Source organism: Paenibacillus sp. FSL R5-0749 (assembly GCF_038595085.1).
Classification (GTDB): domain Bacteria; phylum Bacillota; class Bacilli; order Paenibacillales; family Paenibacillaceae; genus Paenibacillus.
This window is the reverse complement of sequence record NZ_CP152005.1, coordinates 6,629,967-6,653,509: the sequence shown is the minus strand read 5'-3', so window position 1 is coordinate 6,653,509 and position 23,543 is coordinate 6,629,967. Positions and strand designations below refer to the sequence as shown.

The following is a 23,543-nucleotide window of genomic DNA, read 5'->3' as shown; positions in this document are numbered from 1 at the left end:
AGCCCCTTTTCCTTTTTCCCTATGGCGTCGGGATGAGGTAGACGATACTCTATCATATACTTCAGGTTGATCGACAAAAAAGTGTTTCTATGATAGGGTTGAGGCATCCCAAAGGCATTCTACTCCTCCGAGTAGAGTGCCTTCATGTATATCATGGGAGCTTACATTAAATGTATTTTAAAATCAAATGGATGGTATTTGGAGGTGGTGATGCTATGTTTCTCTCTTTAGCCCCAACAGGGGATGGTTGGATGTGTATGAAAAATGTAAAAATATCATTTAATAAAGAGGAGCGAACATAGCATGACTACTACTTTTCAAGCGGAAAAACGCATTCCATTAAATTCTTCCCGACTTAGGGACCTACGTAAATCCGGGCGTTTGCCAGGCATTGTTTTTGGAAGAAATACGGAGAATGAGATGGTTCATATTCCAACAATAGATTTTCAAAAATGGTTGAAGCAAGGGGCAACTGGTTTTATTGAGTTGCAGTTTGAAGGTAAAGACTCAGTGACCGTATTATTGGAAGACCTCCAACGTGACTCGGTTACACGAGATTTGATTCATGTGGATTTTCAACAGGTGCAGACCCATGAGATCATGCGCACTAAAATTCCTGTCAAGTTCAACGGCACACCGATTGGCACAAAACAGGGCGGAGTTGTACAAGTTCAATTAGCTTCTATTGAAGTGGAGGCATTGCCGAGACACTTGCCAACGTCGATTGAATTTGACATTAGCACGATGGAGCTTGGAGAAACACTACATGTCAGTGATGCAACGTTTGCACCAGATGTGACGGTGATCTCTGAGGGAAATGAGTCTCTTCTCTCTGTAGTTAAACCTTAACAATCCCAAATTCGCAGAGCCGAACAACTCGAAATTAGCCGTACGGATAATAATCTGTACGGCTAATTTGTGCATCACTATAATGGAAATAAGATACATATATAGGACGGTGAGCGAAAAGAAATGGACAAATTAAAGAATGGTGGATTCTATAAACTGAAGTTTTTCATCACTCCTGAAGAGTTGAAAGGTCTATTACAGATTTTCGAGCAGAGACAGGTGCAATTCCGTCATACCAATGCTGCCCGGACAGAGCATGATTATAGTCAGGTGTATGAGGCGTATCAGACGTTCTATCAGTATTATGTGGCAGGAGAACAGAGAAATGATGTTCGTCCCTTCTTTATATATTCCATTTCTGTTGCGTCCGATCAGGAAAGTTCAGGATTTTTTGTGAGAAATGAAGGTGTTTCTTTCCCATATCACGCACAATGGGCAGAGGATGAACTGCCGTACATCATGCTTTCATTTCCGAAAGGCGTTCAGGTTAATTTGGAAGACGAAAAAGGAAAATACTATATATATGAGGATATCCGGGATCATATGCCGCTGACCTATGCGTTTTTCGATGAGATTAGAGACTCTATCCAAAGAATAACAAAGCCGCTTCGCTTCTCGGCACAGGACACAGATGCGATGAAGGTGCAGAAGCCCTCTGTACGTATAAGCCATGATGCGATGCATGATTTGAGCCAATCGTGGATATTCAGTAAATATGGACTTGTGATCCAGGGCAAATAGTCAAGCGAAAATTCCCCTCTTAACCATCGGACAAACACACTTTTTCAACCTTGTCCACTTCTATCCCTGACCAAATCTCAATCTATTGCATTTACTAAACTATCAAATTAAAGGAGGTTTTGAGAATGGGAAATAGAAGAGTACGGAGTTATCCCCTGGTTCGAATATACAATTCCACATCATTTAATGCTTCAGGAAAAGTAGAGTATGCATCTCTCTTTTGCAGCGATGACAACTATGTTGTACAGCGTGATGAGACTTGGCAGGCTTCTTCACGTGGGGTGTGCTTGGTGACAAGAATTACGGCAACGGTTAGAACACTGAGTGGCAACATCGAAGCTGAACCATATACGTCCTCGGGCACGTCTTACAGCCAGTTTGCCATCATACAGGTAGGACCAAACCGTTTCCAGGTTACACGTGTAGTAAGTACACCGAGACGAGGTTGCCGGAAATAAGAATTCAGGATATGAACGTAATCTGAGCAGTAGCTCCCATTCAACCCAAAGCAACGACTCGCCCAGTCTACTAAGGGCGAGTCGTTTCCTTATCATGAGGTGGCAAATCAATGCTTCTGATACCATAATATGCGGCGATACATGGAGGAATCTTTCAAGCGCCGAAAAGGGCGCAAGTCGGGTTGATAATTCCCTTCAATAATCCAAATCCGAGCTTTCTGATCGATTCCAATGTCAAAGCCGACTTGTCTAAGATCAGGGTTGTGTTCTGCCAACTGTTTGGCAGCGAGGAGTGCAGTTCGTTCTGCCTGGACCAGCAAAGTCCGGCCTCCGACACCTGCAAGTTGCAGTGCCTTAAGCGCAGGCAAGGTACGGCTGGTCACATTCGTGACTAGATATCCTCGCGATGCGACCTTGGCATAAGCGCCAGTTACTTTCCACTTCGAGGGCGCTTCCCTTTTGCGTTGAACCATGATCCGAAGATCAAACGGTTTGTTGCGAATTCGAGCCAATTGCAGGCGTTGCTGGACAATGTAGGTGCGATCTTTATAGGATTTGTCGAGCCATTCGAGCAGCTGATCTGTATTCAACAGGGTAATGGTATGATTCTCATTCTGAATTCGATAGGTATTAGAACGCTGACGTTTAATGAACACGATATCCCTTCCATAGCTTCCATTGCAAGGTTTCAGAACCAAGCTTGGGTAGTGTTGCAGCATATGTGTTAACGATTCCTTCTCAAGAAGCTGTGTCTCGGGTAACCGCTCGGCAAGTAAGGGCACACTGTGGAGTGTGCGATACTGCAGCCATTTGTCTCGTTGAAATAACATCGAAATCACTGCCTTTTTAAGGGTCTATACTTATTCTAATGTATATAAATCATCCATATAAGCTGTCATTCGTCTAAATTGGAGCGGAAAGTTAGTACATACTTTACAACTTTCATGAAGATTCAACGTAAAAATAACCCGTTCCGGGGATCAGATCGTTCTTACACGTACTTGAGATCCTAGGTGTTGGAATCCTGCCCGGGATAAAGGCAGTATCCATTCATTTCATCCCAGATCATGGTATATTTCTAGTATTAAATAATGTAGGGAGATTCTATATGCATAATCAATTCATCAAAAGGTTGATCGTTTTATGTATGGTTTTTGTGCTATTACCAACAACGAGTGCGCTGGCTTCGTCGTCGCTTATTAAGGACCCAGTCCTGGCCAAAGTTATTCGAGCAGATTTGAAGCTATCGGCTAAGAAGGAAATAAAGGCTGGCGATTTGAAGAAATTAAAATCCATATATGCTATGGAAACGAAAAGCAAGATTTCTAACCTGCAAGGTCTTGAATACGCGGTTAATATGACGGATCTATTCTTGCCCGGACAAAATATAAAAAATATCAAACCTCTCAACAAGTTAAAGAAATTAACGTTCTTAGCTGTTGAAGGAAATCAGATTACAGATATCTCGCCACTATCAGGTCTGACCAATCTGCAAAATCTGGTTATGGATGATAACAAAATCAAAAGCCTGGCTCCATTAAAAAATATGCCTAAACTGAGAAGTCTACTTGCCAGTGGTAATCAGGTGACCGATCTGAGTCCTCTTCAGAAATTAAAGCTGGAATGGGTCATTATGAATGATAATAAAATTCAGGATCTGACACCTTTAAAAAATCATCCGACCTTGGAGTATCTATATGTAGAAGATAACCTCATTAAGGATATTGCAGTGCTCGATACCATCCCGCATCTGACAGAGGTGTATCTGGCGAACAATCCGTTAAATGATCGTGCTGAGCAGGTAGTAGAGCAACTGGAGAAGAAAGGCGTCGTTGTAAGTTTGGTAAGCGATGATACGGATCAGGCGCAGTAAGTTCTGTCTCGGCTAAAGCAGATTAAATTATTTATATCGGAAAAGGTTAATCCCTCATTATATGGAACAAAAACAAAGAAGGCCGCAGATCATTCTGACGGCCTTCTTTCGGTATGTTGGATAGGAACGCTCGGTAACAACTTTCTCGCTTTTCCATTTGCCCACCAATATTACTCCACTTCGATCTCCTTCACCGTCTCCCCCTCAACCAGCACCGGCTGATAGTAGGTGTTCGTTGGCAGATCCTTTTTGCCTTGCAGATTCTTGATTACCCAGTCGGCAGCATCACGGCCCATCTGCTCTTGCGGATGAGTTAGTGTGGTGAGCCGGATGTTGGCGTTCTTGGCGATATACGAATTGTCCTGTCCAATGATGGATAACTCATCCGGGATCGAGATGCCCAGTTGCCTACAGGCGTGCACAACTTCAAGACCTACTTCATCGTTGTAACAGACGATTGCGGTCAGCGAATCTCTGTTTTCATCCAGATACGTTGCTACATTGGAGGATAACTCCGGTTTCGATGCGGTATCAAAGGAAAGCACTTGATCAGGATGGAACCGTAACTTCGCTTCACCAAGTGCTTTGATATACCCCTTCATCCTGTACTTACCCTGCAAATCATCCATTTTCGCAATAATGCCGATCTGGGTATGACCTTTGGCGATCAATTCACGTGTGGCGAGATAACTGGATTGCACGTCATCCAGACAGAAGAACGGAACCTCCAGCTCTTCATAAAAGGCATTAATCATCGTAAACGGTACATCCTGCTCCTTGAATGACAGGTAGTATGCAATATTGGGATTATACAGATTACTTTTGGTCGGTTCGACAATCAGGCCATCCACACCGTAGGAGAGCATCATTTCGAGTGCTTTTTTCTCCTGTGACACATCATTATTGGTGCTGGCGAGCAGTAGCGAGTAGTTGTCCTCATTCAGACGACTCTCAATACCGCGGATAATGGAAGGAAAGATGTAATCCGAGATGTATGTTGTGATTACGCCAATGGTTTTCTTTGACGTATTGCCGCCTGATCGTGATCGATACTGATTACTAACGTAAGTTCCTGAACCCTTTTCGCTTCGTAAAAATCCTTCGTTTGATAACTCCAAAATGGCCTTCCGCACCGTCTGGCGACTTACATTGTAGCTTTCCTGTAATGCCAGCTCGGTTGGAATCTGTTCGCCTATGCTATATGCCCCCGAGAGGATATGACTCTTTATATCATCAATGATGACCTGGTATTTTGGCTTCACGTAGTCCACTTCTTTCATCGTTACTCATCTATATCAACGTTGTTGTTCAAATAGTTGTACGTACATATTTTAGCATGATTCACTTTGAATGCATATAAAACAGCATATTTTTCGAAATAAACCGTACATATCCGGCCTTTTTGCAAAGAGGTGTACCTTACAGCATAGCCACTTTATAGCTGTATAAGACCTTTGAATGGTCAGTTAGAGTACAATATGTGTCCTTTGTAAGTATAACTATTATATATTATTGACAAATGTACGTACAAAAAATATACTAAGGCTGTCAGAAAAGGAAAGCGCATTCTTTGAAAACACAGATTTTTGAACAACCTCTTATACAAAATTCATGAGTAGTTACTGCATAAGTAGAAGCTTCACCTTATATATGCATCCTTAGGGATGTGAAATCACAACCGGAGAGGGGATACACGTGATTATGAGTCAATTGGACTTGAAAGAAGCCATTACTAATGGCGCTACTTCGCTCGGAATTGAATTTGGATCCACGCGGATTAAGGCGGTGTTGATTGACGAGCGTTTTGAGACCATCGCGTCAGGCAGTTATGAATGGGAGAACCTTCTGAAAGACGGATATTGGACGTACAACCAGGAAGATATCATCACAGGTCTGCAGACGGCTTATCGTGAGATGAAGCAAGATGTGGAACAGAAATATGGAATTACGCTGCGAACGGTCGGTTCGATCGGGTTCTCGGCCATGATGCACGGATATGTGGCATTGGATAGCGCGGGCGAACTGCTGGTACCTTTCCGCACCTGGCGTAACGCAACGACGGGAGCAGCTGCTAGGGAGCTGACGGAACTTCTGCAATTCAATATTCCTGAACGCTGGAGCATTGCCCACTTGTACCAAGCCATCTTAAACGAAGAGGTACACGTACCTCAGATCGATCATCTGACTACTTTGGCTGGGTACATCCATTGGTTGCTGACAGGCAATAAGGCGATTGGCATCGGCGATGCTTCAGGCATTTTCCCAATTGACGAGGCTACACATAATTACCAACCATCCATGATCCAACAGTTCGATGAACGGATCGCAGGCAAAGGTTATCCGTGGAAGGTCGAGGACCTGCTTCCGAAGGTATATCTCGCTGGTGAGAATGCAGGTGCATTGACAGAAGCGGGAGCCAAGTTGCTTGACCCTTCGCAAGATCTGCAAGCAGGCATTCTGCTCTGCCCGCCAGAGGGCGATGCCGGAACGGGTATGGTGGCAACGAATAGCGTGAAGAAACGCACGGGGAACATCTCGGTCGGCACCTCGGTATTTGCCATGATCGTACTGGAGAAGGAACTATCCAAAGTGTATCCGGAGATCGATATGGTCACCACGCCGGATGGCAGTCCAGTAGGGATGGTACATGCCAACAACTGTTCCAGTGATATCAACGCCTGGGTGGGACTGTTCCGTGAGTTTTCTCAAGCGATGGGATACGAAGTGGATAACGGCAAGTTGTTCAGCGTGTTGTTTAACAAAGCCTTGGAGGCAGACCCAGATGGTGGTGGCTTGCTCAGCTACGGTTACTACTCCGGTGAGAACATTACGGGACTTGAGAAAGGCCGTCCATTATTCGTCCGCTCGCCGGAAAGCAACTTCAATCTGGCGAACTTCATGCGGACACATCTGTTCAGTGCATTCGGTGCACTCAAGCTAGGTATGGACATTTTGACAGAGGAAGAGAATGTAGCCATTGATAGTATTTTGGCTCACGGTGGTCTGTTCAAGACCCCTGTCGTCGGACAACGGATTGTAGCTGCTGCGATGAACGTACCGGTCTCGGTAATGTCTACCGCTGGTGAAGGCGGCGCATGGGGCATGGCACTTCTGGCTTCGTACATGATTAACAAGGATCAAGAGGAGAGCCTGGATGTGTTCCTGGAGCAGAAGGTCTTCAACGATGTTGAGGGAGTCGAAGTGGCGCCAGATGCATCGGATGTGAAAGGGTTTGAAGCATTTATCGAACGCTACCGGAGTGGGCTCGCAATTGAGCATGCAGCTGTAAACCATCTGGTAGAGAACGGGAGGGAATAACATGTTAGAACAACTGAAAGAAGAGGTATTCCAGGCGAATCTGGAACTGCCCAAGCATGGACTTGTAAAATTCACTTGGGGTAACGTTAGCGCAATCGATCGGGAAAGCGGTCTGTTCGTCATTAAACCAAGTGGCGTTAGCTACGATGTGATGAAAGCAAGCGACATGGTTGTGGTTGATCTGGACGGTAACGTGGTGGAGGGTGAGATGAGACCTTCCTCGGACACTGCAACACATGCCGTACTATATAAGCATTACTCGGAGATTGGTGGCATTGTGCATACACACTCCACGTGGGCGACCATCTGGGCGCAAGCCGGACTTGATGTTCCTGTAATGGGAACCACACATGCGGACACGTTCTATGGAGCGGTGCCTTGCGCACGTTTCCTGAACCAGGAAGAGGTGGATCGCGGATACGAAGCGGAGACAGGACGTGTCATTATTGAAACGTTCGAACAGCGTGGAATTGATGTGATGGCGGTTCCGGCAGTGTTGCTCCATGGTCACGCACCGTTTACGTGGGGGAAAGATGCCAAGTCAGCGGTGGTGAACAGCGTTGTACTGGAGGAAGTGTGCAAAATGAACCTGTACGCGCGGCAGTTGAACAACTTCGCGAAGGAACTGCCACAAGGCATCCTGGATAAACACTATCTGCGCAAACACGGCAAAGACGCGTATTACGGACAGAAGTAATCTGATTATGTATCGATCGGAGGACACTAATCCAATCGAATAGGTCTTATGCTACTACTGCCAACGAAGTTGTATAAAACTTTTACACGATAACGGAGAAGACAGAAGAAAGCTGGAGAATCGGAGTGTTCACTTTTATCCCCAGATTTTTCCTTTAGAAAAGGGAATCAAATAAATCCGGGGATAACCAGCGATCGGAAGATGGTAATGTAATCGGAGTGGCAAAGTGTAAACCCATATTGTTCAACTATAAAATAATGAAATGAGGATGATTATATGTCAGCAGCAAAAGAATTCTGGTTTGTGGTCGGTTCACAGCACTTGTACGGAGAAGAAGCACTGGGCGAAGTAAAGGCCAACGCACAGAAAATCACGGATGCCCTTAATGCCAGCGGCGTACTGCCGTACCCGCTTGTATTGCAGGATCTGGCGGTAACCGCAGATAAAATCACGAGCATCATGAAAGAAGTCAACTATCGCGACGAAGTAGCAGGTGTCATCACATGGATGCATACCTTCTCCCCGGCGAAAATGTGGATTCGTGGTACAAAATTGCTGCAAAAACCTTTGCTGCACTTGGCAACCCAATTCAACGAAAGCATTCCGTGGGCAACCATCGATATGGATTTCATGAACTTGAACCAAGCGGCACATGGTGACCGCGAATATGGCTTTATTAATGCTCGTTTGAAAAAACAAAACAAAATCGTTGTTGGCTACTGGGAGCGCCCGGAAGTGCAACAACAGGTTGCAGACTGGATGGACGTAGCGGTTGCCTTTAACGAAGGCTTCAACCTCAAAGTCGCTCGCTTCGGAGATAACATGCGCAACGTTGGCGTGACCGAAGGCGATAAAGTGGAAGCACAGATCCAATTCGGATGGACGGTTGATTACTTCGGCATTGGCGACCTCGTGCAATACGTGAACGCCGTAACGGAGCAGGAAATCGATGATCTGATTGCTCAGTATAAAGACCTCTACGAATTCGATTATGGTACGAACAGCAAGGAAGCTTGGGAAGCCAGTGTACGTGTGCAAGCAAGCTATGAGATTGCGATCAAACGTTTCCTGGACGAAGGTGGTTACAGTGCCTTCACGACGAACTTCGAAGATCTGCATGGCATGAAACAGCTTCCGGGTCTGGCAGTGCAACGCCTGATGGCGCAAGGGTATGGATTTGCCGGTGAGGGTGACTGGAAAACGGCTGCACTGGATCGTTTGCTGAAAATCATGGCCCATAACGAGAACACAGGCTTCATGGAAGATTACACCTACGAGATGGCTGCTGGACAGGAAGCAATCCTGCAATCCCACATGCTTGAAGTAGATCCTACACTGGCCAGCACGAAACCGAGAATCATCGTGTCCCCACTGGGGATTGGCGATCGCGAAGATCCGGCACGCCTTGTATTCGACGGTAAAGCAGGCGAGGGTGTAGTAGTATCCATGGCAGACTTCGGTACCCACTACAAATTGCTGATTAATGAAGTATCTGCATTCGAGCCTACCGTTCCAGCACCTAACCTGCCGGTAGCGCGTGTATTGTGGAGCGTGAAGCCGAACTTCCAGGATGGCGTTAAAGCATGGATCGAAAATGGTGGCGGTCACCATACGGTTGTATCCTTGAACCTGACGACAGATCAGATCGTGACATATGCGAAGCTGGTGAATCTGGAGTACGTTATTATTAAGTAAAAGTGGATTGGCAGCTACTGCCCTGAACGTATACAATTTTTTCTCTGTGGCCGGGGGTTAACCCTCGGCCCTTTGTTTGTTATGCTGAGAAGCATGATAATGAGCTGAACATGTGTTTAATTTTCCATCGAAAAGGGATAAGAAATGAAGGAGGTAAGGAAAGGATATGTACACAAAAGAAAGCTTGATGCAGCAACTGGAGCAGCTTGGTTTGGATCGCCAAGGTACGTTGCTTATGCACTCTTCAATGAAGAGTTTGGGCGAGGTTGAAGGTGGAGCAGATACGGTGTTGGATGCCGTTAGCGATTACATGGAAGACGGATTGTTGGTGCTTCCCACTCATACGTGGTCTACCATTAATGCGGATAACCCAATGTTCCACGTGGAAAATTCTGTATGCTGCGTAGGCATTCTGCCTGAGCTTTTCCGTAAACGTCCGGGCGTGGTTCGTTCGTGGCATCCTACACACTCGGTAGCAGCACTGGGAAGGGACGCAGAAGTATTTACGAAGGATGATCATCTCTTCGATACACCGTGTGCGAGAGGTTCAGCATGGGGGAAACTGCTCGATCGGAAAGCGACAATCTTGTTAGTAGGCGTTGACTTGAAGCGCAATACATTTATCCATGGCGTCGAAGAGTGGGTGGACATCCCTGGCAGAATGACGGACGAGCATGAGATGCTGTATACGGTTTTACCGGATGGAAGCCAGATTTCAGTACCGTCCCGCAGACATAGTGGGTTGCCATGGTCGGAGCATTTCTGGAAAATAGATGAGGTACTGGTTCGCGAAGGTGCGATGCATAAAGGACAACTTGGGGATGCCGTTGTTAGAGTGTGCGATGCGGTTAAGACGTCAGAGGTAATTACGGAGTTGCTGAAGGAAAATCCAGACTTATTCTCAGACAATGAACCCTTTTATTCCCCTAAATATGAAGCTGATCTGGTCGGAATGAGTCATGAAGCATATCTCAGAAACGAGGCACGTTATAAGCAACAATTGGAGCTGTTGATCGCTGAGAAGCAGATCGTTGAAGGCGAACGTTGACTTGATCATGAACAAGCCATAGCCAAGATACGGGAAGAGTAGATGTTCCTGATCAGAAGGTGAAGTACTACTGCCGGAGAGATGAACTCCGCTAAAGATATGGGTCATTTGAATCAAACCAATTGCTGGCCGGCCGCTCGTTTGGATATGGGCGGTTTTTTTGTGGAACAGTCAGATTCCTTCACAAAAACGCAAAATAGATCAGGATTTCGATCAGAGGTTGGTCAGACTTCCAGTGTATGGGCTACTCACCCTTATGGTGGTGTGATAAGATATGGTTAAATTAACCAATGTTTGACGTAGCGGTATTGTATAGGTGTTTATTGAAGTTTTATATAGGTATCACATAGAATTATGAGCAATCACGTTGTCATTGTAGCATCTAAGAAGGAGAAGATTCGTGAACCCATTAGTATGGTATGATCTCTTTTTATTCGTCCTATTGTTCGGTGTAGGTGTATATGTGTTTGCTACGGTTAGAATTACGAACTTACATAAGGTGTACTTTTTGTTTCACGGGTTGATGATGCTCTGGCCTTTCTGTCAATTTGCCAGTACGCTTACGGATGATTCTGGTCTGCAGTTGTTCTATGTTACGTTGTCTTTCGTTGCGGTCTCTCTGCTTGGGAGCGGGTGGCTTCTACTGACGATCTTTATTACCGGTTACGCGGAGCGTTTGAGTGCAAAAGGAACCTTTATGCTATTTGTCCCTGCGGTAATCGGGGCTATAGGTGTGGTCGCCAACCCATGGAACGAATTCGTCATTCCATTGGAGGGCGGGTACATCGAGCGTGCTTACGGCCCTTGGTTCTGGGTTGTGATGGTTATTCTGGTGAGCTATTTCTTGACGTCTCTCGTCGTTCTGTTCCGGGCGGTGTATTCATCGCAGACGTCTGCCATGATCAAAAAACAGGTGCGGATCACCCTATGGGGCATCTTGGTCTTGGCTGTGTTTGCAACGATTGATGCGATCCTGAATGTGGTTCTAGCCCGCTGGTTGCCCATCATTCCTGGCATGACTTCGCTGGGGATCTTTCTGTCGGACCTGTTCTTCGTCTATGTGATCAAAAGATACAATGTGTTCGATCTGGTCTCCATCGCGCATGAGGACGTGATCAATACGATTCCATATGGCATCCTGGTACTGGATGAGAATGAAGTCATAGTTGAAGCGAACAAAGCCTCACGATCCTTTATGGATCTGCATGTGGGGGATTCTTTTGATATGGAGGTATTTCTGGAGTCTGTTCAAGTTGTGGGCAGCTGTCGGGAGTTCGTGAATCATTATAAGAAAAAAGAAAATACCCTCTCTCAGGTTGAAGTGATCGTGGAGCGGGACAACAACATCCGGCACTTTATCCTGCAATCGTCTCCGATTGTGGATTCGGCTCTTGTGCCGATCGGTCATATCCTTACGTTCCAGGATGTCTCACAGGAGCGTTTCTATGTGAAAGAGATGAATCGCCAGAACGAGACGCTTCAGGAGCGTAATCAGGCGCTAGACTTGATCCGTCAGGAGTTATCTGAGGCCAATCGCAAACTGGAGGAACTCGCGCTGACGGACAGTTTAACCAACTGTTACAACCGTCGTTATCTGACGCAACACCTGAATCATGAGGTCATTACCAATATTCAATACAAAACACCATTTTCACTCCTGCTGCTCGATATCGACTACTTCAAAGCGATCAATGATCGCTATGGACATGTCATCGGTGATGAAGTGCTCGTCCACACGGCAGAGGCGGTCAAACAATCCATTCGCAGCACCGATATCCTGACGCGTTATGGCGGGGAAGAGTTCATGATCTACCTTCCGCACACGGAGCATGATCTGGCAAATCAAATCGCGGAGCGCGTGAGATTAGCTGTGGAGTCCAACCACATTACGGTGGATCACGAGATTATGCAGGTATCCATTACGATTAGTATTGGGATTCTGTCCTTTGAGGACTTTGAAGTGGAGCATGTGCCGGACAATCCGGAGGGGTATTTGACTCAGCTATTCGCTGCGGTGGATAAGGCACTGTATCAGGCGAAGCAGAATGGGCGGAACAGAGTGGAGTTTGCGGAGTTTGAGCGGGGGGTTGTTTGAATCGGATATATGGTCAAAAGTATTTAATTAAATAGATTATGGGTAAATTCACTAAAAATTATTTCAGCGACCAAAATATAAATTCGAGCCATGTTAGAGGTAGCCAATGCGGGTTGAGCGGATAAGTGCTGTAGTTATAAGTAACAAATTCTTATTAAATAATGAGAAAAGTAGCTCCTGATAAGGGAGCTACTTCATATTGTGTATTTTAATAAGAAGGTCTTCTAATTGTGTAATTGTTCGAGAGGCTTCTATATAGTGCATGTGGTTCCTGTTTTCTGGTAACCAACCAATTAACATTGCTCTGTACCCTGAAAGATAATGAATAAGGGCATTTTCACTGCTAAAATATAAATCATCATCAGTGTCTTTGGAGCGGTACTTAAAAGAATCTGAATTTAAAATATCAATTAATTGCTTAGTGTCAGTAGGATTGTGGGTGGCATATAAATACAATATATTACCAATATCTACTCGCTTGCTACGAGAAACACGTAAATTGGACCCTACTACAAAGCCGTTAAGAGAAATTTCATTTATTCCTTTACGAATTTTCTTCTTATTTAGAATAAATCCTCCAGATTCTAAGATGGAAGATATTAAAAATATTGTAGATTGGCTATGAAGATCTTCTGTAAGAGACGAAAATAGAAGATCATCACCATATCGAGTATAAGTGTAGCCCTTTTGTTTACAATACTTATTTATTCTAATATCCATTTTCCGAAATAGAACATTAGATAGAGCTGGAGAGCTGATGGCACCTTGTGGTAAAACTCCGTCCAAAGTCGATAGTTCGGCTATATATTCTAATAGTTGTTCATTTCTAGATGGATCAAGACGAAAATATGACTTTAACATAGAAAGAATATTTTCCTTATACAGACTTGAAAAAAAGTCTTTAATGTCCAGTCGAAGGTAGTAACGTTTTTTTTCATCTGCTTGTCTTATATGTGGGGATAAGTAATCCCGATAAGATTTCCCCGAAACGAAACCACAAACATAGTTTGGAAGAGGTATCTTATTTAAGAAATTTTGAGTAAGTTCTGTTTGTAGCTTATGTAAATCTGAACCTTCCCTTAAGCAATGCAGAGTCCTAAATCCACTCCGTTTTTTAGCAATAACTTTCTTGTAATAGAAATCACTTTTATTACTTATACAGGATTCTATTAAGTGCTCCCTTGTTTTAAGGATATGTCCGAAAAAAAAGCTTTCTTTGAAAATATGAATTAGAATCACCTTTCTAACTAGGAGATAGGAAGATGGGTACCTGCCCAATGCCTCGCGTAGCGAAATTATATTCTAGGCGAGTCGTGTGTCATTGATTTATACACTTGAGATAGATTATATCTGCAAACTCAGACTTTATATTTGTAGCAATTAACCCTTGGTTTCATAACAACAAGGAGCGGAATACATATATATATTCACGCTTACTACCCAATCTTCCTAATCCTTCTTCAATTTTATCATAATTGAGATTAAATTGTATAGCTCTGGGAAAATAGCTTTAAAGAGCTGTTCCCGTTCATTACCTGAAGCTTTGTTGATGACGTTTAAGAATACATAATTTAAGAATGTTGTTACCCACCCACTAGTCTTTCCGTAGCTATACTTACTTATTTTCTCGTAAATTTCCTTTGCAGGTTCGAATTTAGGAGATTTTGATTCTCCGTATCTCTGCCTATTAGTTAAGTTATGATCCGCTTTTCCTCCATACAACATTCGGAGAATTGTTGTTTTATAAGAAGGTTTCTCTGAGTAATTAAAAATAGTATTTAAATCATTTAGTTTTTGAGGGTTTTTCTCTGAATGACAGATATATTCCCATACATAAGAGTAATTATTTGAATTTATCAGAAGCCCTTCAACAGTTGTCGAAACTGGAAAAACATGATGTAGTATGCAGTATTCTTTTATTGAATTTCTGAGTTTGTGAAAATAAGGACTTTCAATAGTTCCCCAGTGTGGATCTGGATAATATTCACAGTTTCTCATTAAACCTTCGATTTGCTTCCTCTTTCCATAAGTTTGTATTTTCCTATTTGAGTAGTAGAACATTTCTTTTTTGTGTGCTAACACATTTTTAAGAGGATTAAGAAATGGTGTATCATTGCATGGGCTAAAATGGTTTGAAGTAGGTTCAAATTGCATTATTTTGTCCATATCCGTAAGGATTAAGTAGGGTATGCTGATATTTTTTTCGGCAGGATGTATAGATTTAAGTCTGACAGAATTCCCGCTAAAAGGAAAAATGTCTATATCTTTCATTTTTGGAAAAAGATTAATTAATTCGGTATTTGAAAAAAGCTCCAACTCGGTTACACCCTCAACAAATAAAATAGCTTTTGCAAAGTAAAAGCTTGCTTCTTGTTCGGTGAACGTTTGGATTTCTCTATTATCCGTAAAGCCTTTCATTTGACCAATTGAAGTGTATTGATCCTTCAATTGAATGTGATACAAAGTGCTTTTATCATCTTTAATATTTAGTAAGTTTCTTATTATTCTAGGCGAGTGGGTCGCAATTAAAAATCCAGTAAAGCCTATATCTTGTGAAATTGTTTTACTAAGATCGTCTAAAAACCGTGGGTGTAATCCAGTCTCTGGTTCGTCTAAAATAATTAGAGGTTCCTTTAGCCGAAGCTCAGATAATTGAATGACCATCCTAGATAAAAGCTTGATGTAGTTATATGAATTTAAACCATCTGAGTAGTAATCTAGTTCCTCATTTCGATATCGAAATGAATGCCCGCCTAACTGGAGCTGATATAAGTGTGAAAACATCAATTTAGGTCGGAAGGAATCTAACTCTAAGTTTGCAGTGTTTAACTCGTTTTCTAGTTGCCCAGCAATTTTCTTGTATTGTGTCCCAAGGCATTCCTCTAATGCTTGTTTTATTTTTAAAATAGGTCTGTCCTTGATTTCCAATGTACCAAGATCACCGATTGTCTCCCATAGCTCGTCCCAATTTGTAAGATTGATGTGCCGAGCGTTAACAAAATAAACTGGAAACAAGTTTTTTAGAATCACCCGGGATTCATAAGGTAAACTCCAAATTATCCCTTCACGTTTTCTTTGTGTTAAAGTTAATGAAATTAATTCATTGTCATCTCCAATTGACTTGTGCATAGATAAAATCTTACGGAAGAATGGTTTAAACTCATGATTGTATATACGATGTGCGCTTCGATGGCTTTTAGCTATTGAAATAATTCTCTTGAAGTCAAACCAGATGGTGATCTCCATATCTTCGACATAGGGATTATGTTTATCGTGTAAGTTTGTCTGGAAATTAGATGCTGTCATATTCAAATAGAAATAATGAACGGCTTTGAGAAAGTTAGATTTTCCTGATCCATTTTCACCTAATAAACAGCTGATGTTGTTCAGAGTAATATCAACACTGCGTAACGATTTAAAGTTATTAATTTTTATTCTTCTAATAGCCAAGTGAACTCCTCCAGTCCTTCTATATTATTATAGTAAAGATAAAAAATCTTATCTATAATATTCTAGTTACGATAAAAGGTATTAATAATGATGAATGGAGGATTTTATTAATGGTCAAATTGCGTTGTACTTTTTTTTATAGGATTTCATTATTCATAATATTATTGTTCCTTCTTTTCCCTAGTTCTTCTTACATACATGCTACGAATTTAAAAGTATCAAATGTTGAAGAAAAAAACTTAAGTGAGATTCAGAAATTAAATCAAGAAACTAGTAAACTGAAAATTGAGAGTGAAAAGCTCCGAGAGGAAACTGAAAAAATCAAACGTGAAAAGGGAGCAATTTACTGGAATCCGATGTTACAAATGATTACTTCATTAATTGCGATTGTCTCATTACTTATAACTTATTATGCTACAAGAAATGCTCATAAGAATACAATAAATAGTATGAACATCCAAACTGAGAAAAATGAGAAAGATAGAATTTCAGCAATGTTGAAGGAATTAGGAAGTGGGAGTATTCCTGTAAGGATAGGTGCAGTTCAAGCACTAGGGGAATATGAGATTTCTCTTAGGTATATAATTAACGTTCTTAAATTCGATCCAATTCCTGCTGTAAGGGAAGCAGCCGTCATTGCTCTCCAGAGGTTTCCTGAGCTAGCTATTCCATTACTCGCTGAGGAGAGTCGCCATTTACATGAAAACCAAATAATGTTGGCAGCTAGTCATTATATACATGAAGGTGATCGAGAAAGACTTATTAATCTTTTTATGCTAGATAAGCATGAGTGGATAAATTGGCATAAAAATTCGTTTTTAAATTTCAAAGAAGATAAAGAAAATCAATGGCGTATTGAACAGTATACTGAAAGCTTAAGCGAATATTCTGTCAAGAAAAGAGATAAAAAACATATTATTGGTGAATGGAAGAGATGTCACCAAGCTATTAAGGAATTAGTTCAAGCCATGGAAAAATTAATAAATGCTTGTACTTCTAGTTTAGAAGAGAGAACAAAAAATAATATAATTATTCATTCTGCATATTTACCGGGTATAAAACTCGAGAGGATGAGATTAGATAATGTTGTTTTCGAGGAATGTATTTTTCACCACTCTTCTTTTAAAGAAAGCATATTAAATAATGTGAAATTTATTAATTGTGATCTAACTGACTCTAATTTTACAAATTCCCATAGTAACAAAGTTGAATTGAATAATTGCAGAATTGACCGAACGAATTACTCTAAATCATCCCTAGTTCAGTCGACTTTTAGTGAGTGTAGAGGAATTGATATTCGATTTAATGGTGCTTTTTTAGAAAATGTTTTTATAAAAAAATGTACTTGGGCCCAAGCACGTCTTTACGGAATGAAAGTGGAAAAAACTAATATTTATGAATGCGAATTAAATAAAGTAACTATTGGTGGTAATTGGAAAAATATAAACATTAGTAAAACATCTTTCCAGGGGTGTCTTTTTGAAAAAATCATTTTTGAGAATTCGGTATTTGCTGATTGTACAATGAGAAGATTGGAGTGGAGAGAAGGAGAGGGGGCACATATATCTTTTGTGAGTTGTTATTTTAAATATTCATTTATAACAAATATTGTATCTCTAGATAATATTGATATGAATAATTGTAGTTTTGATTCTCAGTCTGATGAATTGAAAGAACTTTTTGTGAGTGCATTTAAACCAAAGAAATCCAGTTACATGTCGAGGATTTTGTCTTCTATAACTGATAGTAAACATTCACCTCCACGGTAATCGATATATTTAAAGAATGAGATTATAAGCGTTCAGGCTAAAAATGCATATTGGAAAAAAGTACTAGAGTAAAACAATTAAAAATAACAGTGCCTATGCGGCAGCGGTTGGCCCGAAAGGGCCTATTTCGCTAGCTTCAGATAAAAGAAAGATTAATGAAACGCCGCTTTTAACTCATTTATGATATTTCTCAGAATCTTAAGTTGTTCGGGTTTAATATCACTGATAATACTAGTGTACTCAGCGATAGCATTATGGTGATCTAAATCTTCTTTATTGATATTACTGGTATCAAAAAAAAGTTGGTAAACTGAGACTTTTAATCCTATAGTAATTTTCTCTAACGTATCAACTGAAAAGTTCCTCTCCCCACGCTCTACAGACCCTATATATGCATCATCTAACCCTGAAAGTTCAGCAAGTTGTTGTTGTGTCAAGCCTTTCGCCTTACGGATTGCTCTAATCCGTTCTCCAATCGAATTCCGTAATTTTGTCATATTAACCACCTCTCCTAAAGGTTAGGAGAGTATTGATGTATTTAGCAGGGACATAAAGGCGGTAAAATATATTGAAAAAACTGCGATTAAGTATTATGTTTATTTTATTGTACTACTTCTTTGGAGTTTCTAAAAGCAAATCGAACATAATGTTTTGTGTTACCGTAAAATTGGCTTGTTTTAATATCCCTAAACCTACATAGAAGGAGGATTATCTTTGCGGAAATCTATCCTAAGATCACTCAAACCGGACATCATTGTTGAAATGTTGGACATGGCTGTGGCTTTTGAAAATTGGAACAAGGTGATGGAGAGGGCGGACATGTTATATCAATGTGTGCAGTCCATCCATGAAGAGCGGCAGGAGTATCGGTCAAAGGGAGTGCCTGCACCATATATAAACATCGAGCGGCCCTTGGTCTACTATTATGGGTTCAGTCACCTAATGCGGGGTATGGCTCACCAGAAGATGGGACAGGTAGATCAGGCGCGAGCATGTATCGATCAATATGCAGATTTGGGATGGATGGAGGATCTAGATGAGGTAGGTATGCAGGTGGTGCAGGAATTCAGGCATAAGGCGCAGGTGAATCGGTATGCTCTTGAGATTGAAGCCGGGCAGGTGCAGCTGCTGGAGGAGTTTGTGAACTTTTTGCTTGAGCATCCGGAGGAATGGTTGGTAGGTCTGAAAGTGATTACGGAAGCAGCAGTGCGGCATAGATGGCAGATTGATCGGGTTTTACATGTGTTCGAGGATCAGATACAGAGTGTTGGCAAAGAAATGGATTCTTCAAACAACGATGATATGTGCCATTACTGTTATCAGCGGGCTTTGTATGAACAGTGGATGGGAAGACCACAGGAGTCCGTGGAGTTCATTTTGCAGGCAATTCGGTTAGCGGATAAGCTTGGGATGGATCGGTATTTTATAAGGTGCACGGCATTGTTGGAATCATCGCGGGAAGAGGCGACGGCGGAGCAGATTGGACGATATCGGGTGATGTTGGAGGAAATGAAGTAGGAGGGGCATTTACTGAAACTGGTAGGATATGCCTTGAAGTGGGTATATGCATATAGGACCATAGCACCGAGGAGGAGCACAGCTTGTGTTTTTACCATGGTGAAATCAGGATGTTAGCCGGATAGTTTACATATTACACTTCTGCTAACATAGGATAATCCTATTTTGAATGAGCGGAGAAACATTATGAGTACAATCAAAGTTACCCCTGAACAACTACATCACGTATCGAATCAGGTGGATCAAGCCAGACAGCAGTTAGAGAGTATACGAAGTGATCTGACGAGACAGATCATGTTCGTTCAGATGATGTGGATGGGCGCGACGCAGGAGCGATTTTACTATGAGTTCGAGCAGTCACGACCTATACTGGATAAAGCGCTGGAGAGTATGGTGAACACATCCAAGGAATTGAAGGATATCGCCACTCGTTTCCAAGATGCAGATGCTCAGAAGGGAAGTCTGGGTGGTGCGTTTGGAGCAGTCGGTGCCCCAGCTATGATGACCAAATCAACGGGTGATTCCGGTTCGGGTGACAAGGGCTATCGGATGGCGCAAATCAATATGTTCAATAAACTGGTCTGGATGCCTGTCAACGAGAATGGTGTTGCGGATCAGGCTGCTCTTCAGGCTTATCAGAGGGATCAGGGACATCTGGACTTTAATCGTATGCAAGCTGTGAACGTTGAACCGCCTGGAGAAGATATTTTTGCGTTACAGATCAAGGCGTTTGAGATGGGCATTCATCCTACGACGGGAGAGCCTGTATCAGATAAATATGCTCAGATGATGGTTGCGTCTCTGAAGTTCAGTCAGATTTTCATGGGGATTCAGATGGTTCGTGGGAGCATGCCGGGCGGCAAAGGTCCGTTTCGATTGCCTTCTTCTAATCCTGCTGTGGCGAAGATTAAGCAGCATATTGAGGCTGCTAAGGCTAAATCAGGTAAAAGCCATGTCGGAACTTCTAATGGAAAAAGTGAAACTAATAAGAAATTCTCTGATATGAATTCAGATGAACAATTAGCTATTTCGAAAAGATATGCACAAACTGCTCCAATAGAGATTCCTGAAAGTGCGAATATGAAAGCTAAATCAATGAATGATGGTTACGAACAGATAACATACAAATGGAATGATGGGACATATAAGTATGAGGTTAGGTGGCACACTAGGACATCTGGTGCTCCTATTGATCAAGGAAACACCTGGGTAATTCAAAGGACAATTCCAGGTAGTGGAGGTAGTAAGCCACAGTCTTTTTACAAGATTGGAGAGAACGAGTGGGTTGAGGGATACAAGTGGTATGATGCAATTGCTGCAAGAAAAACAGGTACTGCCACACCGGAACAAGTCCGGATTTTAGATCAAGGACATTGGAAGGAGTAATACGATGAAAGAAGAAAAAGTTAATGACGTTTATTATGTGGGATACGAGGGACAACCGGAAATACTAATTTTATTTGAAAACTCTACGGAGAAAAATATTCTAAAAATGTGGAATGGATATTTTGAGACATTATTGGATTTTATGTGCCAGTATGAGTCTACTGACAATGGTATTCTACAAGAATACTATGCCCATGAAGGTTGGTATGAGGAAAGTCCATGGGAAATACAGGACCTAGATTCAGCTATTCATTTATTTAAATCCTTCAATGTAAGTAAAGTAACTGGTGAGCAAATAGAGAACGTTAAGAATATTGTTCCTACTCTCCCAGAAGTAGCACATCAGATATCAACATTTTTAGAATTAGCCAAAACGAACGGTAGTAGCGCGTATATTGAATACGACTGATTGAGATCATGGAACATAAATTCAAACGATAACGCAGCTGATAGGGCTGCGTTATTTAGTCGTTACCTTTTAAGGAACTTTGAGTAGATTTAATAATCGATCGAGAGGGGAGAAAAACATGGGGCATCTACTAACCACAGCTATTGAACGTTTGTCATCTATTTCATTTGAGAATACCGAAAATAGTTCACTAGAATCGTCTCATGTTCTGGTTGAAGAATATCTTAGACGCGTTAATCAATTATTAAATGAGATGGATATTTCAATAGATCAATATCCCCTATTTAGTTTTGCTAAAATTCTTGGAAAAGACATTGATGAAAAAGTATATCGAGCCTGTTCCAAACTGGACACAATACAAAACCCCTATGTGAAGGTAATTTGCTGCGGTTATTTAGAAGTCTCCGAATTAGCAGATCAGGGAGTGGACGAAGCAATTCAATACCTCGACCTCTACGAACCAATGCTAAAACTCTTTGAACGAGGTTGGAGTTTCATCATAAGACAAGGTGAAATGGTTGTAGGTAGTTCAGCTTATCCTCTTAAGTATTGGAGACATTTAAACATTTCAGTGCAAGATATTAGCGACATCGAATAGGATCATGTTGATCAAAGGGGGGAGAATATTGTCCGTAGGTCTATATAGATATAACGGTGATATAGAAGACCGGAATAGTGAGCTTACACTCAGTGAGAATATTGCTACTCAGAAATTTTATGATGAGTACTGGGAGGCAGCAATACATGAATTAGGAATAATCCTGATTCGGGATGGATCTAAAATATATTTTCACCAATTAGAAGCTGCTGTGGTTGAGTTAAAACGATTAAGTGAGTGGGCAAAGGAACATTTAAACGGGAGTGAGTTAGATTATATGACAGGTAGAATTGAAAATTTACTAGATATATTGCCTAGCGCATTTATTAGTGAAAGTACAATTCTGTATATGTTCTGAGGGTGATAGCTTGATGTGGGAATTTATTAGAATTGAGTAGTTGTCTCTATAGGGGGAGGTATTAATGAATCAATTATATAAAGGTATAGAAAGGATAAACAGCATCAATTGGAGTACTTCCGGTGGAACAGATGAGCCCTCAAACATGGCATTATTACAGGAGTATATTAGAAGAGCAGCAATCTTGACCACTACATACCATTTGAAAACATCGTATCCCTTCTTCAACGCTTCCCGTGCGTTCGGATATGAGGTTGATCTGGATATAACTGAAAAATGTCCTCAGTTAAAGGAATTGAAAAACAGTTTCCTAAAAGGAATGTGTGAATCATATTTGGAATGGCTGTTATTAGTTGATTCCGGGAATGAAATTGCGCTGGAGTTTCATGATTTGTATGAACCTTTGATTCTTTTAATCGAAAGGGGAGGAACCATTAGAAGAAAGCATGGTGAGATTATTACAGGTGGTTATGCTTTTCCTCTAGCAAATGCCGAATACATGTCTAAACAGGCACCAATTGATATAAGTGATGAGGGACTGGAGGCCTGGTCGCACCAGTGATTTCTTAGATAAGTCGTATAGCTCTAGCTCAAGCATTAAAAAGGTTAGAGGAGTGAGAGCATGAATTTTGATATCGTTGAGATAAAGGACTACTATGACACGGAAATAATTAATTATGACTTTACTAATCTAAAAGATTTGGGAATAAGTGAAGAGAATGCTCATTTTTTAGTCGACATAGGAGTTCCAGAACAATATGATGATTTTTCCTTTTATGAGTCTGGAGCTTTCCAAGTGAAAGTTATTGAAGGAGAGGAATATATTCAGATTGGTCACTTTGCAAGTTATGGTATGCGTGACTCGTATGGTCTCTATCTAAAACAAGGGAGCGATATGTTTTTCACAACATCATCATTGGATAAATCCAACGTATATATACTCAATAAGAATTTGGGAACCTTCTTTTTGTTTCATCTAATTAGAAATGAACTGGCAACTAAAATGAGACTGGAAGGTACATATACCTCAGATGAGTATGCTAGAGCACTTCGTGGTTATTTTGAGAAGATTGATCCGATAGCAATGAATAATGTCGAAGCTTACTGGTCACATATGCTGGAAAACTACGAAACTGGGTTGTAACTCTTCGAGAAAATCTTGCATGGTATCACCTGTAAACAGTCCCGGATCGCAAAGGAAATAAACCATAATAAAGTCCTCATATGTAACAAAAAACATGAAGAATCCGCTCTCATCCGAGAGTCGGATTTTTTCTCGTT

23 protein-coding genes are annotated in these 23,543 nt (G+C 41.6%); 18 read left to right on the top strand and 5 right to left on the bottom strand.

Translation table 11 applies throughout. The features are described from left to right. Positions 1–170 precede the first annotated feature (170 nt). The 4 genes from MKY85_RS29635 (at position 171) to MKY85_RS29620 (ending at position 2,048) form a co-directional block, all read left to right on the top strand. On the top strand, positions 171–302 hold the full coding sequence (locus tag MKY85_RS29635; RefSeq protein WP_339258074.1) for a hypothetical protein: 132 nt from the start codon (positions 171–173) through the stop codon (positions 300–302). A 1-nt stretch (position 303) separates the two neighbouring features. After that, positions 304–849: a 50S ribosomal protein L25 gene (locus MKY85_RS29630; RefSeq protein WP_339238835.1), complete on the top strand. Its 546-nt coding sequence runs from the start codon at positions 304–306 to the stop codon at positions 847–849. A gap of 123 nt (positions 850–972) precedes the next feature. Continuing rightward, the gene (locus MKY85_RS29625; protein ID WP_342571486.1) at positions 973–1,590 is read left to right on the top strand and encodes a hypothetical protein; all 618 of its coding nucleotides are present in this window, start codon (positions 973–975) and stop codon (positions 1,588–1,590) included. 125 nt (positions 1,591–1,715) lie between these two features. Continuing rightward, on the top strand, positions 1,716–2,048 hold the full coding sequence (locus MKY85_RS29620; protein ID WP_342571485.1) for a hypothetical protein: 333 nt from the start codon (positions 1,716–1,718) through the stop codon (positions 2,046–2,048). A 107-nt stretch (positions 2,049–2,155) separates the two neighbouring features. Here the strand turns inward: MKY85_RS29620 and MKY85_RS29615 are convergent, their stop codons facing one another. Next, a complete protein-coding gene (locus MKY85_RS29615; RefSeq protein WP_342571484.1) occupies positions 2,156–2,878 on the bottom strand; it encodes a YheC/YheD family protein in 723 nt (240 codons plus the stop codon). Between the two features lie 278 nt (positions 2,879–3,156). Between MKY85_RS29615 and MKY85_RS29610 the strand changes: the two genes are divergently transcribed. Next, positions 3,157–3,921, top strand: coding sequence for a leucine-rich repeat domain-containing protein (locus MKY85_RS29610; RefSeq protein ID WP_342571483.1), 765 nt, complete (start codon positions 3,157–3,159; stop codon positions 3,919–3,921). A gap of 170 nt (positions 3,922–4,091) precedes the next feature. Here the strand turns inward: MKY85_RS29610 and MKY85_RS29605 are convergent, their stop codons facing one another. Further along, positions 4,092–5,183, bottom strand: a complete 1,092-nt coding sequence (locus MKY85_RS29605; protein WP_342573509.1) for a GntR family transcriptional regulator — start codon at positions 5,181–5,183, stop codon at positions 4,092–4,094. A 439-nt stretch (positions 5,184–5,622) separates the two neighbouring features. On the opposite strand from MKY85_RS29605, the gene MKY85_RS29600 reads away from it, so the two are divergent. The 5 genes from MKY85_RS29600 (at position 5,623) to MKY85_RS29580 (ending at position 12,774) form a co-directional block, all read left to right on the top strand. Beyond that, positions 5,623–7,239 (top strand): FGGY-family carbohydrate kinase, encoded by a 1,617-nt coding sequence (locus tag MKY85_RS29600; protein ID WP_342571482.1) that lies wholly within the window; start codon positions 5,623–5,625, stop codon positions 7,237–7,239. A 1-nt stretch (position 7,240) separates the two neighbouring features. Further along, on the top strand, positions 7,241–7,936 hold the full coding sequence (locus tag MKY85_RS29595; protein ID WP_215077148.1) for an L-ribulose-5-phosphate 4-epimerase: 696 nt from the start codon (positions 7,241–7,243) through the stop codon (positions 7,934–7,936). Between the two features lie 276 nt (positions 7,937–8,212). After that, a complete protein-coding gene (gene araA / locus MKY85_RS29590) occupies positions 8,213–9,631 on the top strand; it encodes an L-arabinose isomerase (RefSeq protein WP_278297547.1) in 1,419 nt (472 codons plus the stop codon). A gap of 166 nt (positions 9,632–9,797) precedes the next feature. After that, entirely contained in the window at positions 9,798–10,679 is an 882-nt protein-coding gene (locus MKY85_RS29585; RefSeq protein WP_342571481.1) for an AAC(3) family N-acetyltransferase, read from the top strand. Positions 10,680–11,079: 400 nt separating this feature from the next. Then, positions 11,080–12,774, top strand: a complete 1,695-nt coding sequence (locus tag MKY85_RS29580; protein ID WP_342571480.1) for a diguanylate cyclase — start codon at positions 11,080–11,082, stop codon at positions 12,772–12,774. A gap of 189 nt (positions 12,775–12,963) precedes the next feature. Here MKY85_RS29580 and MKY85_RS29575 read toward each other — a convergent pair whose 3' ends face one another. Together MKY85_RS29575 and MKY85_RS29570 are read right to left on the bottom strand one after the other, a co-directional pair. Continuing rightward, a complete protein-coding gene (locus MKY85_RS29575; RefSeq protein ID WP_342571479.1) occupies positions 12,964–14,013 on the bottom strand; it encodes a reverse transcriptase family protein in 1,050 nt (349 codons plus the stop codon). 210 nt (positions 14,014–14,223) lie between these two features. Continuing rightward, complete coding sequence (locus MKY85_RS29570) at positions 14,224–16,224, bottom strand: retron Eco8 family effector endonuclease (protein ID WP_342571478.1); 2,001 nt, start codon at positions 16,222–16,224, stop codon at positions 14,224–14,226. 110 nt (positions 16,225–16,334) lie between these two features. Between MKY85_RS29570 and MKY85_RS29565 the strand changes: the two genes are divergently transcribed. Continuing rightward, positions 16,335–17,993 carry a pentapeptide repeat-containing protein gene (locus tag MKY85_RS29565; RefSeq protein ID WP_342571477.1) on the top strand — a complete coding sequence of 553 codons (1,659 nt, stop codon included), beginning with the start codon at positions 16,335–16,337 and terminating at the stop codon, positions 17,991–17,993. 152 nt (positions 17,994–18,145) lie between these two features. On the opposite strand, the gene MKY85_RS29560 is transcribed toward MKY85_RS29565, so the two are convergent. Next, on the bottom strand, positions 18,146–18,490 hold the full coding sequence (locus tag MKY85_RS29560; protein ID WP_342571476.1) for a helix-turn-helix transcriptional regulator: 345 nt from the start codon (positions 18,488–18,490) through the stop codon (positions 18,146–18,148). A 217-nt stretch (positions 18,491–18,707) separates the two neighbouring features. Between MKY85_RS29560 and MKY85_RS29555 the strand changes: the two genes are divergently transcribed. From MKY85_RS29555 to MKY85_RS29525, 7 genes are all read left to right on the top strand, one after another. After that, a complete protein-coding gene (locus MKY85_RS29555; protein WP_342571475.1) occupies positions 18,708–19,511 on the top strand; it encodes a DNA-binding protein in 804 nt (267 codons plus the stop codon). A gap of 186 nt (positions 19,512–19,697) precedes the next feature. Continuing rightward, on the top strand, positions 19,698–20,897 hold the full coding sequence (locus MKY85_RS29550) for a WXG100 family type VII secretion target (protein WP_342571474.1): 1,200 nt from the start codon (positions 19,698–19,700) through the stop codon (positions 20,895–20,897). Between the two features lie 4 nt (positions 20,898–20,901). After that, positions 20,902–21,306: a hypothetical protein gene (locus MKY85_RS29545; protein ID WP_278297555.1), complete on the top strand. Its 405-nt coding sequence runs from the start codon at positions 20,902–20,904 to the stop codon at positions 21,304–21,306. 118 nt (positions 21,307–21,424) lie between these two features. Then, positions 21,425–21,904, top strand: a complete 480-nt coding sequence (locus MKY85_RS29540) for a hypothetical protein (protein ID WP_278297556.1) — start codon at positions 21,425–21,427, stop codon at positions 21,902–21,904. 28 nt (positions 21,905–21,932) lie between these two features. After that, complete coding sequence (locus MKY85_RS29535) at positions 21,933–22,262, top strand: hypothetical protein (RefSeq protein ID WP_278297557.1); 330 nt, start codon at positions 21,933–21,935, stop codon at positions 22,260–22,262. 64 nt (positions 22,263–22,326) lie between these two features. Beyond that, a complete protein-coding gene (locus tag MKY85_RS29530) occupies positions 22,327–22,824 on the top strand; it encodes a hypothetical protein (RefSeq protein ID WP_342571473.1) in 498 nt (165 codons plus the stop codon). Positions 22,825–22,884: 60 nt separating this feature from the next. Next, entirely contained in the window at positions 22,885–23,406 is a 522-nt protein-coding gene (locus MKY85_RS29525; RefSeq protein WP_342571472.1) for an SUKH-4 family immunity protein, read from the top strand. Positions 23,407–23,543: the final 137 nt, after the last annotated feature.